General features: G+C 72.5%; 14 protein-coding genes. 9 read left to right on the forward strand and 5 right to left on the reverse strand.

The genetic code is table 11. From position 1 onward, the window contains the following. Nucleotide 1 precedes the first annotated feature (1 nt). On the reverse strand, nt 2-382 hold the full coding sequence (locus MLJ35_RS07820) for an NADH-quinone oxidoreductase subunit A (RefSeq protein WP_243322762.1): 381 nt from the start codon (nt 380-382) through the stop codon (nt 2-4). Between the two features lie 139 nt (nt 383-521). On the opposite strand from MLJ35_RS07820, the gene MLJ35_RS07825 reads away from it, so the two are divergent. From MLJ35_RS07825 to MLJ35_RS07845, 5 genes are read left to right on the forward strand one after another with little or no spacing between them, the layout of a single operon-like run. Continuing rightward, nucleotides 522-779, forward strand: coding sequence for a phosphopantetheine-binding protein (locus MLJ35_RS07825; protein ID WP_243295036.1), 258 nt, complete (start codon nt 522-524; stop codon nt 777-779). Nucleotides 780-789: 10 nt separating this feature from the next. Continuing rightward, on the forward strand, nt 790-1194 hold the full coding sequence (locus MLJ35_RS07830) for a 3-hydroxyacyl-ACP dehydratase FabZ family protein (RefSeq protein WP_243383864.1): 405 nt from the start codon (nt 790-792) through the stop codon (nt 1192-1194). Continuing rightward, the gene (locus tag MLJ35_RS07835) at nt 1191-2369 is read left to right on the forward strand and encodes a beta-ketoacyl-[acyl-carrier-protein] synthase family protein (RefSeq protein ID WP_243383865.1); all 1179 of its coding nucleotides are present in this window, start codon (nt 1191-1193) and stop codon (nt 2367-2369) included. The genes MLJ35_RS07830 and MLJ35_RS07835 overlap by 4 nt, the downstream gene beginning before the upstream one ends. After that, the gene (locus tag MLJ35_RS07840; protein WP_243383866.1) at nt 2366-3448 is read left to right on the forward strand and encodes a beta-ketoacyl synthase N-terminal-like domain-containing protein; all 1083 of its coding nucleotides are present in this window, start codon (nt 2366-2368) and stop codon (nt 3446-3448) included. Before MLJ35_RS07835 ends, MLJ35_RS07840 begins: the two co-directional genes overlap by 4 nt. Then, nucleotides 3445-3963, forward strand: a complete 519-nt coding sequence (locus tag MLJ35_RS07845; RefSeq protein WP_243383867.1) for an SPOR domain-containing protein — start codon at nt 3445-3447, stop codon at nt 3961-3963. Before MLJ35_RS07840 ends, MLJ35_RS07845 begins: the two co-directional genes overlap by 4 nt. A gap of 33 nt (nt 3964-3996) precedes the next feature. Here the strand turns inward: MLJ35_RS07845 and MLJ35_RS16125 are convergent, their stop codons facing one another. Continuing rightward, entirely contained in the window at nt 3997-5445 is a 1449-nt protein-coding gene (locus tag MLJ35_RS16125; RefSeq protein ID WP_338028449.1) for an NFACT RNA binding domain-containing protein, read from the reverse strand. 140 nt (nt 5446-5585) lie between these two features. Here MLJ35_RS16125 and MLJ35_RS07860 point away from each other — a divergent pair, with 140 nt between their 5' ends. The 3 genes from MLJ35_RS07860 (at nt 5586) to MLJ35_RS07870 (ending at nt 10096) form a co-directional block, all read left to right on the forward strand. Next, nucleotides 5586-7043, forward strand: a complete 1458-nt coding sequence (locus MLJ35_RS07860; RefSeq protein WP_275976446.1) for a GGDEF domain-containing response regulator — start codon at nt 5586-5588, stop codon at nt 7041-7043. 78 nt (nt 7044-7121) lie between these two features. Beyond that, nucleotides 7122-8843 (forward strand): DUF2339 domain-containing protein, encoded by a 1722-nt coding sequence (locus MLJ35_RS07865; RefSeq protein WP_275976447.1) that lies wholly within the window; start codon nt 7122-7124, stop codon nt 8841-8843. Then, nucleotides 8840-10096 carry a hypothetical protein gene (locus tag MLJ35_RS07870; RefSeq protein ID WP_243384100.1) on the forward strand — a complete coding sequence of 419 codons (1257 nt, stop codon included), beginning with the start codon at nt 8840-8842 and terminating at the stop codon, nt 10094-10096. Before MLJ35_RS07865 ends, MLJ35_RS07870 begins: the two co-directional genes overlap by 4 nt. 176 nt (nt 10097-10272) lie before the next feature. Here the strand turns inward: MLJ35_RS07870 and MLJ35_RS07875 are convergent, their stop codons facing one another. The 3 genes from MLJ35_RS07875 to MLJ35_RS07885 are packed head-to-tail and all read right to left on the reverse strand — an operon-like array spanning nt 10273 to nt 11971. After that, the gene (locus MLJ35_RS07875) at nt 10273-11142 is read right to left on the reverse strand and encodes an EamA family transporter (protein WP_243383868.1); all 870 of its coding nucleotides are present in this window, start codon (nt 11140-11142) and stop codon (nt 10273-10275) included. Further along, nucleotides 11142-11468, reverse strand: coding sequence for an antibiotic biosynthesis monooxygenase family protein (locus tag MLJ35_RS07880; RefSeq protein ID WP_243383869.1), 327 nt, complete (start codon nt 11466-11468; stop codon nt 11142-11144). Before MLJ35_RS07880 ends, MLJ35_RS07875 begins: the two co-directional genes overlap by 1 nt. Next, the gene (locus tag MLJ35_RS07885) at nt 11465-11971 is read right to left on the reverse strand and encodes an Lrp/AsnC family transcriptional regulator (RefSeq protein WP_243287242.1); all 507 of its coding nucleotides are present in this window, start codon (nt 11969-11971) and stop codon (nt 11465-11467) included. The genes MLJ35_RS07880 and MLJ35_RS07885 overlap by 4 nt, the downstream gene beginning before the upstream one ends. A gap of 118 nt (nt 11972-12089) precedes the next feature. On the opposite strand from MLJ35_RS07885, the gene kdsA reads away from it, so the two are divergent. Further along, the gene (gene kdsA, locus MLJ35_RS07890; protein WP_243322743.1) at nt 12090-12920 is read left to right on the forward strand and encodes a 3-deoxy-8-phosphooctulonate synthase; all 831 of its coding nucleotides are present in this window, start codon (nt 12090-12092) and stop codon (nt 12918-12920) included.

The following is a 12920-nucleotide window of genomic DNA, read 5'->3' on the forward strand; positions in this document are numbered from 1 at the left end:
GTCAGTGCTCCCACTCGAAGGCGCCCTTGCCCCAGGCGTAGATGAAGCCCACGAGCAGGGTGGCCATGAAGCTCAACATGGGGACGAAGGTCCAAAGCGCCTTTTTGAAGTTCACGGCCCAGGGCAGGAGGAAGGCGGCTTCCACGTCGAACAGGATGAACAGCATGGCCGTGAGGTAGAACCGCACGGAATACTTGTGCCGCGCCCCGGGCTGCTGGATGGGCACGCCGCACTCGTAGGGCCGCAGCTTGGCCTCCTGCGGGTTGCGGGGCTTGAGCAGGGCCAGCGCCTTGCCCGACAGGAAGAGGATGGCGACGGCCGTCACGGCGGCGACCAGCAGCAGGATCAGGACCGGCAGGAAGGGCGATGCGGGATGGGCCATGGCGCTCTCGGGCGGAGGGTTCCGCGAGGATCCAGCTTAGCGCCCTTTGCGGATCCCGAAACCGTGCCAATATCACAACCCCACCGGGCCCCCGGGTTGAGGATAGAATCACCACTTCCACTGATCTGCCGGGATTGTCATGAGCGACCTCAAGCTGCGCGTCAAAGAGATGATCATCGAGCGCCTGAAGCTTGAGGGCCTGACCCCGGACCAGATCGAGGACCAGGCCCCCCTCTTCGGAGAAGGGCTGGGGCTCGACTCCATCGACGCCCTGGAACTCGTGCTGGGCATCGAGCAGGTGTTCGGGGTGAAGATCGAGGACGAGGCCGCGGGCATGCGGGCGTTCAAGTCCGTCCAGGCCCTCACGGACTTCATCGCCGAGCACGCCAAAGCCTGACGTCCCGCCCATGGACATCCTGGCCCACCTCCCGCATCGCGCGCCCCTGCTCCTCGTGGACCGGCTGCTGGAGCGGGAGCCGGGCCTGCGGGTGGTGGCCGAGAAGCTCGTCACGGCCGGTGAGCCCTACCTCCTGGACCACCCCGCCGGGGGTGCCCAGGTCCCCGGCCCCCTGCTGCTCGAGATGCTGGCCCAGGCCGGCGGCTTCCTGGAGGCGGAAACCCTCCACGGGGCTTCCATCTTCCTGGCGGGCGTGCGGGACGCCCGGTTCCACGCCCCGGCCGTTCCCGGAGACCGGCTGCGCCTGGAGGTGGCCGCGGAAGGCGCCTTCGCGGGGCTGATGCGCCTTCAATGCGCCGCGACCTGCGAAGGGCGAGACCTCTGCACTGCGACCCTGCTGGTGAAGCGCCTATGAACCGCGTGGCGGTCACGGGCCTCGGCATCGTGAGTTCGCTGGCCCTGGACCGCGAAGGCACCTGGTCCGCCATGCTCGCCGGACGGGACGGCCTGGGACCCCTCTCCCGCCTGGACCTGCCGGCGGAACCGGCCCAGGTCGCCGGCCAGGTGGCCCTGGAACCCCTTCGGCACCAGACCCTGTGCGAGGTCGCCGCCCTGAGGGCCCTGGTGGAGGCGCTCGGCGGCTTCCAGCCCAGCGGCGATCCAGCCCGTATCGGCGTCTTCCAGGGCGCGGGCACCAGCGGCCTGCCCGTGGCCGAGGTTTACCTGGAGGATCGCCTGGCCGGGCATCGCGGCCGGGCCGCGGAGCCCGCCTACCAGAGCCCCTGCACCGTCACGGACGCCCTCGCCCGGGTGCTCGGCGCCGAAGGCCCCCGCGCCACCGTCATGAACGCGTGCTCTTCGAGCCTCCTGGCTCTGGGCCAGGCCTGGGAGCGCCTGGCCGCCGGGGAGCTGGACCTGGCCGTGGCCGGGGGTGCCGAGGGCCTCTGCCGCACCACCTATGCGGGCTTCTCCAGCCTCAAGGCCGTGGATGCCCGGAAATGCCGTCCCTTCAGCCGGGATCGGGCGGGCCTCAACCTGGGCGAGGGCGCCGTGCAGATCCTGCTGGAGCCCCTGGACCGGGCCCTGGCCCGGGGCGCCACCATCTACGCCGAGGTGCTGGGCTACGGCGCCAGCATGGACGCCCACCATGCCACGGCGCCCCATCCCGAGGGCGAAGGCGCGGCCCGGGCCATGGCCATGGCCCTCCGCACGGGCCGGCTGGATCCCGCCGAGGTGGACCTGGTCTCCGCCCACGGCACGGCCACCCCCGCCAACGACGGCGCCGAGTGCCTGGCCATCCGCCGGGCCCTGGGCGCGGCCGCCGACGCCGTCTCCGTCACCAGCACCAAGAGCCAGTTCGGCCATACCCTGGGCGCCGCCGGAGCCTTCGGGGCCGCCGCCGCCATCCTGGCCCTGCGCGACCAGGCGGTGAGCCCCACCCTGCGGCTGGAGGACCCGGACCCCGCCTGCGACCTGGATTGCACGCCCCTGGTGGCGAAGCAGCGCCGGCTCCGCGCGGCGCTGGTGAATGCCTTCGCCTTCGGGGGCAACAACGTGAGCTTGGCCCTGCGCCGCTGGAGCGGGGCATGAGCGGCGACCTCGTCATCACCGGCCTGGGCCTGGTGCTGCCCTGCGGGGACGGCATCGAGGCCGCGGGGTCCTGTCTCGCCTCGGGGCAGCCCTGTTTCGCGGATCTGCCGGAAACGCTGGGCCAGGGCCGGGGCGCCGCCTGCGCCGCGTTCAACCCCGCCGGCATCATCCCACCCATGCAGCTGCGGCGCCTGGATCGCGTCTCGCGATTCGCCTGGGTAGCAGCGCACCAGGCCTTCCAGGATGCGGGCCTGGATCCGAAGCCGGTGGGCGACCGCATCGCCGTGGCTGTGGGCACCATGACCGGCGGCAGCGAGGCCAGCGAAGCCTTCATGCGGCCCTACCTCCAGCGCGGACCCGATGGGGCCTCGCCCCTGCTCTTCCCCAACACGGTGGCCAACGCCGCCAGCGGCCACCTGGCCCTGGCCTTCGGCCTCAAGGGCCCCAGCGCCACCTTCGTGGACCGGGAGAGCGCCGCCCTCGCGGCCCTGGAGCAGGCGACCCGCTGGCTGCGCGCCGGCCTGGCGGACGCCGCGCTGGTCCTGGGGGCGGATGGCCTCTTCCCCCTGCTCCTCGACATCTGCGCCGGCGCCCGCCTGCTGGCCCGGCACGGCCGCCCCGAGGTGGGCTCAGACCGGGGTTTCCTGCCGGGCGAAGGGGCCCAGGCCTTCCTGCTGGAGACCCGGGAACGCGCCGAAGCCCGGGGCGCCCGCCCCCGGGCCCGCCTGCGCGCCGTGACCTCGCGGTCCGCGCCTGGAGCCGGAATCGAGATCCGGGCGCGGGCCTTGGCCGAGGCATCGATAGAGGCCCTTGGCGAGGCCGCTCCGACCAGATGGATCGGCGGCAGCAACGGTCTGGGCCGGCTCGACGCCCTGGAGGCCCGTCTGGCCGCCGCCCATCCGGACTGGCCCGCGGCCCGCTTCCCCAAGGCCCTCTGGGGCGAGTTCGGCGGCTCCGGCGGCCAGCTGCTGGCGGCGGCGCTGCTGGAACCCGCGGAACGCGCCCTCGTCACCGCCCCCGCCAGTTCGGGTGCCCAGTTCGCGGCGCTGTTCGAAGGCGTTAGGCTGGAACGACGATGACCCAGCGTGACCAGATCAGCATCGGCAGCCAATCCATCCTGTGGGTGGCGGGCGTGGGCGTGGGCCTGGTCACCCTGGCTTTCGTCCTGGGCGTGCAGGTCGGCAAGCAGGGCGCGGCTCTGCGCCGCCCTGCCCAGAAAGGCGTGGAGGAGGAGCTCAAGGACCTTCCCGAGCCGCTGGTCGACCAGCTCAAGATCTTCGAAGGCGACGGCCCGGACAAGCTCGTGGCCACCCCGCGGGTGGATGCCTCCGCTCCCAGACCCGAGCCGAAACCTGAGGCGGCCCCAGCTCGGGAGAGTGCCTGGACCCTCCAGCTCGTGTCCACCTCTGATGCGGCCGAGGCCAAGCGCGTGGCCGACAAGGCCAAGGCCGCCGGCTTCGCCACCACCACCCTCAAGGACAAGGGCCAGCTGAAGGTGCGCCTCGCCAAGTCGGCAGACCGCGCCGCCATCGACAAGACGGCCGAGAGGCTCAAGAAGGCGGGCTTCAAGCCCTTCGCCGTGAAGGCGGAGTAGCCTCCACAGGCTGAACCTTCACGGCTTGGGACCTCAGGGTTTGGGATAGACGCGGATCCCCACCCACTTTTTCAGGATCACCTTGCCCGGCGCGAAGCCGCGGGGCTTGCTGATGTCGGCGATGCGGGCGAGGTGGACCTCCACCTTGCCGCCGTCGCGGGCCTTGCTGTGGTAGGCGGCCAGCTCGGCGGCCCGCTCCAGCACGTGGCGCGGCAGCTCGCTCAGCTTGTCGGGATTGCGGATGACCACGTGGCTGCCGGGCACGCTGGCCACGTGCAGCCAAAAGTCCGTGTTGTCGGCCACCTTGAAGGTGAGCTGGTCGTTCTCCGCATCGCCCTTGCCGATGAGCACCTCGAAGCCGTCCACCATGACGCTGCGGAAGGCCGCGCCCTTGCCGTCCTTTCGTTTCGTCTCCGGTGCGCCCATCCGCTTCGTCCCCTGGCCTTTCGCCGCGTCCTTGCCGCTCCGTTGTCGCGTGGAAGGCGGCTCCGGCGCAAGGCCCGCGGCCTCGGACTCCATCCGCTCCGCCCAGGCCGACCGCTCGCGGGCGAGCTCTGCCTCCAGTTCCCGCACCCGGGCCAGGCCCCGCTCGGCCTTCTTGGCCGCGGCGAACCAGGCCTGGGCGGCATCCTCGGCGAGGCGCCCTTCCGGCAGGGGCACGCGCGTCCCATCCAGCAGCACGGCCTCCCCCGTGGCCCCCTTGAGGCGGTACAGCTCCGCCGCCAGACGCTGGGCCTGGACCTTGAGAGGCAGCACCGCCTCGTGCTTCGTCCGGTCCCGGGCCAGGGCCTGGGCCAGCCGCGCCATACGCGCGACCTCCGCCTGGCGCTTCCGCTCGACCGCCGCCTGGGCCGGGGCCAGGATCAGTTCCTCGGCCCGGGCCGCGGACCAGGCGTGATGCCGGTCCAGCAGGCCCCCTTCGCCCTCCAGGACTTCGGGGATCTCCCCCGCCAGGGCCCGCTCCAGGTCCGCGCCCCACCGGTCTCGCCAGCGACGGAGGGGGGGCGGGTCCTCCTGCGGCTCCGGCGCCGCGGCAGGGAAGGGCGAGCCCAAGCCCAGGCGGGGCATCTGGGTATCCAGACCATCCGCCCGGATGCCGGCCCGGCCGGGGATGGCCTGGAAGGCCAGGCGCACGGTCTCCAGGCGGCCCGTGATGGCCCGGCGCTGGAAGACGAGGCCCAGCCAGCGCTCCCGCGGGTCCCCCTCCACGGCCTTCAGCCTCGCCCCCTGGAGCCAGGGGCCCCAGAGCTTCCCGCTGTCCTTCGGGGCCTCGGCCTGGAGGCGCGCCCAGGCGGGATGGGCCGAGTCCAGCAGCCAGAGCTCGGGCCTGGGCTGGAGCAGCAGCACCCAGCCCTCGGCGGCCTTCCGTCCCGCCCAGCGCAGGCCCAGGGCCCGGTTCGAGGCCCAGACGGCCTCCACAGGCAGCTCCCCCCGTTCCCGGAGCCACGTCCGGCTCAGGGCCAGGATCAGGGGTGCATCCACGGACTCACCTTTCTCTGTTCTTTCCACCCGACGGTGGCCATCATGGGGCAGCCTCCCCGTCCAGCATCCCATGTCTGGCCCCGGGAGGGTTCCCACCTCCCCCCTCATCCGGCTTTCCTCCTCCACCTGACGCTGGACCCATGACGATTGCCGCAGCCAAGGCCACCAAGACCCTCCAGGTACTCCTGGTGGACGACAATCCCATTCAGCTGAGCCTCCTGCATCACCTCTTCCAGCGGCACGGACACACCACCCTCGAGGCCAAGAACGGCGCCGAGGCACTCATCGTCCTCGCCACGGAATGCCCGGACGTGGTGGTGAGCGACTGCGTCATGCCCCTGCTGGACGGCTACCAGCTCTGCCGCCTGCTGAAGGACGACCGGGCCACGCGCAACCTGCCCGTGCTCCTGCTGACGGCCCAGGGCGTGGGCCTGGCGCGCTTCTGGGCCAAGACCTGCGGGGCGGACCGCTTCCTGGTGAAGGGGCGGGACCTCGACCATGTGGTGGAGGCGGCCACCTCCCTGGTGGAGCAGACCGACCGGCTGCGGCCCCTTCCCGGCACCCCCCGGCTCGCCCAGGAGAACTTCGGCGTGGACGCCATCCAGCGCCGCCTGGCCATGGCCCTGGAGCAGCGCGTGGTGGAGACGGCGCTGCGCGACTCCATCTCCCGCCTCTACACCGTGGAGCACGACACCCTGCGGCTCATCCGCGGGTTCATCGAGATCCTCCAGGAGCTCGTGCTGCCGGGAGCCATCCTGGTGTCCTACATGGGCGAAGAAGGCACCGTCTGCCACGGGGCCCACGGCACCTCGGCCAGCGAGGAGGACCGCCGGGCCCTCGAGACCGCCCTCCTCCAGTTCTCGCCCGCCGGGGTTCCGACCGAGTGCCGATGGCACCCCGTGGATGACGGCGACGAACGGCGGCGCACCCTCCGGGATCCGGTGATGCGCGTGCTGCCCGCCCTCATGCCCGGCTACCCGGCCGTGGGCGCCCTGGGCTTCTTCGCCGAACGCCGCTCCGTCGAGGAATATGAGCGGCTGTTCGAGATCGCCAACGAGGAGCTGGGCCGCCTCCTCACCCTGGAGGACTCCCGCCTCCGCCTCTACCACCAGGCCATCCGCGACCCGCTGACGGGCCTGTTCAACCGGCGCCACATCCTCGACATGCTCAAGATCGAGGTGGATCAGTGCGGGCGGTTCGGACAGAGCCTGTCGCTGATGCTCATCGACCTGGACCACTTCAAGGCCGTGAACGACCGCTTCGGCCACGCCACCGGCGATCAGGTGCTCAGCGTCATGGCCCAGCGGATGTCCTTCGCCCTGCGCAAGGTGGACCAGCTGGGCCGCATCGGCGGCGAGGAGTTCCTGGCCTATGGGCCCCAGACCGAGCTGGAGGGCATCCGCGCCCTGGCGGAGCGGCTCCGCGAGCAGGTGGCCCTCGAGCCCCTGCCGGGACTTCCCAAGAACGACCGCGTGACGTTGAGCGTCGGCCTGGCCACCTGGGAAGGCCCCGCGGACAGCCTGGAGCGCCTGCTGGCCCGGGCCGACAAGGCCCTCTACCGGGCCAAGGCCGAGGGCCGGGACCGCGTCATCGGCTGACCTGCCGGGAAGACCAGGCCGCTTGACAGGGCCGGAACCGCCATCCCATGATTCCATACGCTTCCGTATGGAGACCTCATGGCCGAGCTTCCGCAGGATCAGTCCGCCTCCCCGGATCTCACCGAGCGGGTGGCCCGCCTGGAGGCCCAGGTGGCCTGGCTCCTCCAGCGCCAGCAGGCGCCCGTGCCTCCGCCCACCGCGCCCAGGGCCCGCAAAGCACCTGCCGCCGCGCCCCGGAAGCCGCTTTCTCCGGTGGTCTGGATCGCCGGTGCGGCGGCTTCCCTCTTCCTCGTGGGGGCCGTCTTCTTCTTCCACTGGGCCATCCAGCAGGGCTGGCTCGGGGCCGAGCTGCGCTTCGCCCTGGGGCTGCTGGTCGGCGCCGCCATCGCCGGCACCGCGGGGAAGCTCATCTTCGGTGAGGGACGCCGCCTGGGCGTGGCCCTGCTCCTGGCGGGCCTGGGCACCCTGCAGTTCACCTTCCGGGCCGGGGCCATGGCCTACCACTTCTACCCCGCCACCCTGGGCCTGGTGGCGGCGGCCCTGGTCACGTTGGTGGCCGGCGGTCTGGCGGCCCGGGGCCGCAGCGGCGGCGCCCTGACCGTGGCCCTGGTCTCCGGCCTCGCCGCGCCGCTGGTCTTCAGCCAGGGCGGCCACCACGAGGTGGCCCTGGCCATCTACCTGGCCGTGCTCATGGCCGCGGCGCTGGCGGTGCCCTACCTCGCCAGGACCGGGGAGGCCTGGCACGGCGCCCGCTGGACCGCGCTCATCGGCACCTGGCTCCTGCTGCTCCCGGCCTGCACCGAGGTGCTGAAGGCCGACGCCCCGGCCCTGGCGGGCCTGCTGGCCCTCCACCTGGCCCTGGCCGGAGGTTGGGCCTGGCTACCAGGACGGGAGGAGAAACCGGGCACGCCGACCGTGCTCTGGCTGGTCGCCTCGATCCTGGCCACCACGTACGGCGGCCTGGTGTGGAAGCGCCTGGACCTCGCGCCCGAAGCCTTCGCGGGACCGGTTCTCGGCCTCGCCGCCCTGAACCTGGCTCTCGTGAAGCCGCTGCGCCGCCGCCTGGGCGGCCGCCACGCGGACTGGGGCCTGCTGGCCCTGGCCACGGGGCATCTCGCCCTGGCGGTGCCCGTGGCCCTGGCCTGGCGCTGGGTCGGCCCCCTCTGGGGCGTCTTCGCCCTGGGCCTGGCCTGGGCCTCCCGGAAGGCCGAGGAGGGGGAGTTCACGCAGGAGGCCACCGCCCTGCGCTGGCTGGCGGCGGGCATGGCGCTGCTCACCACGCTCCGCTGGGCCTTCCACGGCCTGGACAGCCTCTTCTTCCACGGCAGCGGGACGGTGCCCTTCCTTCATGCCTCCTTCGTCGAAGGAGCCCTGGCCTCCGCCGCCTGGTTCCTGCTCACACGGCGCGGCGGCCCCCTGGGCGTGGTCTCGTTCCTCGCCCTGGAGGTGACGGCCAACGTGACCCTGGCCTTCGAAGCGGCCCGGCTGGTGCAGTGGCTCCAGACCCCCCCCCCGGCCGCCTGGGGCCCCTCCCGCGCCGCCTCCATCGCCATGACGTTGGTGTGGGCCCTGTCCGGCGCCTGGCAGTGGATGCGGGGGCTGGGCCAGCGCGAGGCGGCCCGCCGCGCCCTGCTCGCCGCCGGCTATGCCTGGATGGGGATCGCCAGCTTCAAGCTCATCGTGTCGGACCTCGACCGCGCCGACACCCCCCTGCGCGCCCTGGCCTTCCTCGGCGTGGGGGCCATCGGCATGGCGGCCGCCATCCTCGCCCACCGGCATCATCCCGAGGGGAACGCATGACCTCCATCCGACTGATCGCTCCCCTGGGCCTCCTCCTGCTCGGCCTCGCCTGCGCCCGCGAGGACGCCGCAGCCCTGCGCCGGCGACCCATCCTGGCGCCGGCCGCCAGCGGGTGGGCGCGCCTGCCACTGGACGCGGATGCCCAGCGTCAGATGAAGGGTGCCTGGATCGGCGATGCGGAGGGGCGGAGCGTTCCCTTCCTGGTGGCCCGCGAGGGTCTCTGGGAATCGCGCACCCTGGCCCTGGATCGCCTGCTGACCGGGCGGGACGCCGAGGGCCGGCCCACGGCCGAGTTCTCGCTGAAGCTTCCCGAGGGCTGGCGGGTGGGCGAGCGGGAGACGCTGGAGCTCGACTTCGACCTCGACGGACGCGCCCCCTGGGTGGCTCAGGTGAAGGCCGAACGGCGACGCGAGGACGAGGGCGACGGCCGCGGCTTCATCACCTACGATGCCCCCGCAGCCATGCACCTCTACGACCTGTCGCCCTCGGGGCGCCGGCACACCCTCCACCTCCCCTGGGACGGCCAGCGCTACCGCCTGGTGCTGGTGGCCTCGCAGGGGGAAGCTCCGCGCATCCGCGGCCTCGCGGTGCGGGCGGAGACCCGGCCCGAGGCCCTGGAAGCGGAGCTGGCCCTCGAGGGCACCCTCGCCCCGGAGCCGGGCCGGCCGCGAACCTGGCGGCTGACGCTGCCCGACACGGAGCGCATCGTGGGGCTCGATCTGGTGCTGGCGCCGCCGGCCGCGCCCCTCGCGCCGGAAGTCCGGGTGGGAGAGCGGGTCGAGGCGGAGCGGCCCGGCATGGCCCAGACGATGGCTCAGACCTGGACCGGCGGTGACCTCGTCTGGAACCTCCCGGCGCTGGGCACGCGCTCCAGCCGCATCGCCCTCGCGCCGACGCTGGCGAAGACGCTCACCCTGACGCTGCCCGACGGCGCCACGCCCCAGCAGGTGCGCGCCCTGGTGCGGCGGCAGACCCTGATCTTCCCCGTGGAGGCGGGACAGGCCTACGTCCTCCACCTGGGGGGGGAGGCCAAACCCGCGCCTGGCAGCCTGGGCGCCCTGCCCTCCCTCCAGGTCCTGACCGCCGCCGCCGCCCTGACCCTCGGCGCCAGCGAGCCCGATCCCCAGGGCCTTCCCCGCCGCGTCGGCGCCGACGAGCGCGCCCGGCCCTGGATGCCCTGGTTGGCGGGGATCGCGGTGCTGGTCCTGGCCGCGGTCGCCTGGAAGCTGCTGAAGGAGAGCCCCGCCGCATGACGCCGGGAAGCCCCACTGGGAGGAGACCTACTACGTGCTGCGGGCCCTCCGGGAGCTGGGGGCCCTGGCTCCGGCCGAGCAGGCGAAGCGGGAGCGCCAGCTCCAGGCCTCCCTCCGGAAGATCGAAGGGAGGCTCTTCCACGACCTCGAGGCCATTCCCGGCTTTCCCCGCCCCCTCAGCCCTTCGCGGCCCCGGGAGTCGCCGGCCGCAGCTGCACCAGCGCCACCGCTCCCAGGATGACCGCCATGCCCAGGACCTGGCGCGGGCCGAAGGGCTCGTGGAGGATGAGGCCCCCCAGCAGCACGGCCACCACCGGGTTCAGGTAGGCATAGGTGCCCATCTTCGCCGGCGGCCAGGCCTTGGCCAGGTAGACGTAGGCGGAGAAGGCCAGCATGGAGCCGAACAGGGCCAGGTAGACCGTGGCCCCCACGGCCCTGTGGGTGAGCGGTCCCCGCAGGAACCCGCCCGCGAGGGGCGCGACCGTGAGCCCGATGGCCGCGGCGGTGGCCATCTGGATGCCCACGTTGGTGAGCAGCCCGCCGCCGTGGACGAAGTGCTTGCCGTGCAACGTGCCCCAGGACCAGATGATGGGCGCCGCCACCAGGGCCGCCAGCCCGCCCATGTGAACGCGCGTGCCGCCCGAAGGCCACACCAGTACGCAGACGCCGGCCAGCCCCAGCAGGAGGCCCATCCACCCCTTGGGGCCCAGCGGCTGCTTCGCCATGGAGAAGACCGCCAGCCACAGGGGCACCAGGGCCGCCAGCACCGCCGCCAGGCCCGAGGAGACGTGCAGCTCGGCCCAGGAGACCAGCGCGTTGGCACCTCCCAGCAGGAGGGCCCCCACGATCATGAGGTGGCCCACTTCCCGGGCAGGCGGCCAGGGCTCCCGCCGCAGCCGTCCCGCCGCCAGGGCCAGCACCGAGGCGAGGGAGAAGCGCGCCGCCACCAGGCCGTAGGGCGTGAAGGATTCCAGGCCCAGGGCGATGGCGAAGTAGGTGGAGCCCCACACCACGGCCACGGTGAGGTAGGCGAGCCAGGCGAGCATCAGGGTGTGCCCATGCCCGCTGCGCGCTCCACGCGGCAGACCCGCAGGTGGAAGGATCCGTACCACCGCTCCCGGCCCAGGCGCTGGGCCGCGGCATGCTCCGCGTGCGCCTTCCACGCGGCGATGGAGGCCTCGTCCTTCCAGTAGGACACGGTGATGCCAAAGCCCTCGGCGTCCCGGGCACTCTCCACGCCGAGGAAGCCGGGCTGCGAGCGGGCCAGCTCCACCATGCGGTCGGCCATGGCCTCGTAGCCCTGGTCGCCCGGGGTGCGCTGGCTGGTGAAGATGACGGCGAGGTAGGGCGGCTCGGGGGTTCGCGCGATCACTTCTTGGCCTTCTTCCCGGCGGCGTCGCCTGCCGGGAAGGGGCTCGGACCGGCCTTTTCCCAGTGGGTCTCCAGCACGATGGTGGTGCGCGTGGTCACCATGGGACCCAGCGCGCGGATGCGGCGCAGGCGCTCGGCGATGCCCGCGGGGGTGTCCGCCACCACCTTCAGCATGAGGGCGTCCTCGCCGGCCACCGTGTGGGCCTCCAGGATGTCCGGCTCGTCCTCAAGCGCCTTGATGAAGCGCTGCTCGATGGCCTCGTTGTTGTCCTTGTAGCGCACCGCCACGAAGGCCACATTGGGCTTGTTCACGGCCGCCGGGGCCACGCGGGCCGCGTAGCCCGCCAGGATGCCGTCGGCTTCCAGGCGCTTCACGCGGTCGATGATGGTGGGGCGGCTCACGCCGAGCCGCTCCGCCAGCTCCGCGTGGCTCATGCGGCCTTCCTGCTGGAGCAGGGCCACCAGGCGCCGGTTCAGATCGTCTTCCATCAACGTCTTCGCCATGCTGGACTCCGGGAATGGGGTTGATGAGAATCATTGAACACTGTGCTAGAAGGTTCGGCAATACGGATGACAACCCGTAAATGGCCCGGGTCGAGGTAAAATGCAGGCAGAGGTGCACATGGACTTCGCCCGACCCTTCACCGGCCAGAGCTTCTTCCTGATCGCGGGGCCCTGCGTCATCGAGAGCCGGGAGCATGCCCACCTGATGGCGTCGAGCCTGCGCGACCTGGCCGAGGCCCGGGGCATCCCCTTCATCTACAAGTCCAGCTTCGACAAGGCCAATCGCACCAGCCGCGACAGCCACCGGGGGCCGGGCATGGAGGAAGGCCTGGACATCCTGGCGGAGATCCGCAGCCGCTACGGCGTGCCCGTGCTCACGGACGTCCACGAGAGCAGCCAGTGCGGCCCCGCGGCCCAGGCCGTGGACGTCCTCCAGATCCCCGCCTTCCTCTGCCGCCAGACGGACCTGCTGCTGGCCGCCGCGGCAACGGGCCGCACCGTGAACCTGAAGAAGGGCCAGTTCCTCGCCCCCTGGGACCTCCAGCACGGCGTGGAGAAGCTGAAGTCCGTGCCCGGCCACGGCCCCGTGTGGGTGACCGAGCGCGGCTCCAGCTTCGGTTACGGCAACCTGGTGGTGGACTTCCAGAGCTTCCCCCACCTGCGCAAGACGGGCTGCCCCGTGATCTTCGACGCCACCCACAGCGTGCAGAAGCCCGGCGCCCTGGGCAAGGCCACCGGCGGCGCCCGGGAGATGATCCCCACCCTGGCGCGGGCCGCGGCCACGGCCGTGGACGGCTTCTTTTTCGAGGTGCACGACTGCCCCGAGAAGGCCTTCAGCGACGGCCCGAACGCCATGCGCCTCGAGCAGTTCGGCGCCCTGCTCGATGAGCTGCTGGTCCTGTGGAGGGCTGGCCGCGCCGCGGCGCAGCTCGATCCCGCCGGCAAGTGA

The sequence above is a fragment of the Geothrix alkalitolerans genome (genome assembly GCF_022808885.1).
Lineage (GTDB): Bacteria > Acidobacteriota > Holophagae > Holophagales > Holophagaceae > Geothrix > Geothrix alkalitolerans.

Coding starts and splice junctions, on each gene's coding strand:
- MLJ35_RS07820 (WP_243322762.1), bottom strand. CDS start 382: ATGGCCCATCCCGCATCGCCCTTCCTGCCGGTCCTGATCCTGCTGCTG.
- MLJ35_RS07870 (WP_243384100.1), top strand. CDS start 8,840: ATGACCTCCATCCGACTGATCGCTCCCCTGGGCCTCCTCCTGCTCGGC.
- kdsA (WP_243322743.1), top strand. CDS start 12,090: ATGGACTTCGCCCGACCCTTCACCGGCCAGAGCTTCTTCCTGATCGCG.
- MLJ35_RS07825 (WP_243295036.1), top strand. CDS start 522: ATGAGCGACCTCAAGCTGCGCGTCAAAGAGATGATCATCGAGCGCCTG.
- MLJ35_RS07840 (WP_243383866.1), top strand. CDS start 2,366: ATGAGCGGCGACCTCGTCATCACCGGCCTGGGCCTGGTGCTGCCCTGC.
- MLJ35_RS07830 (WP_243383864.1), top strand. CDS start 790: ATGGACATCCTGGCCCACCTCCCGCATCGCGCGCCCCTGCTCCTCGTG.
- MLJ35_RS07860 (WP_275976446.1), top strand. CDS start 5,586: ATGACGATTGCCGCAGCCAAGGCCACCAAGACCCTCCAGGTACTCCTG.
- MLJ35_RS07835 (WP_243383865.1), top strand. CDS start 1,191: ATGAACCGCGTGGCGGTCACGGGCCTCGGCATCGTGAGTTCGCTGGCC.
- MLJ35_RS07875 (WP_243383868.1), bottom strand. CDS start 11,142: ATGCTCGCCTGGCTCGCCTACCTCACCGTGGCCGTGGTGTGGGGCTCC.
- MLJ35_RS07865 (WP_275976447.1), top strand. CDS start 7,122: ATGGCCGAGCTTCCGCAGGATCAGTCCGCCTCCCCGGATCTCACCGAG.
- MLJ35_RS07885 (WP_243287242.1), bottom strand. CDS start 11,971: ATGGCGAAGACGTTGATGGAAGACGATCTGAACCGGCGCCTGGTGGCC.
- MLJ35_RS07845 (WP_243383867.1), top strand. CDS start 3,445: ATGACCCAGCGTGACCAGATCAGCATCGGCAGCCAATCCATCCTGTGG.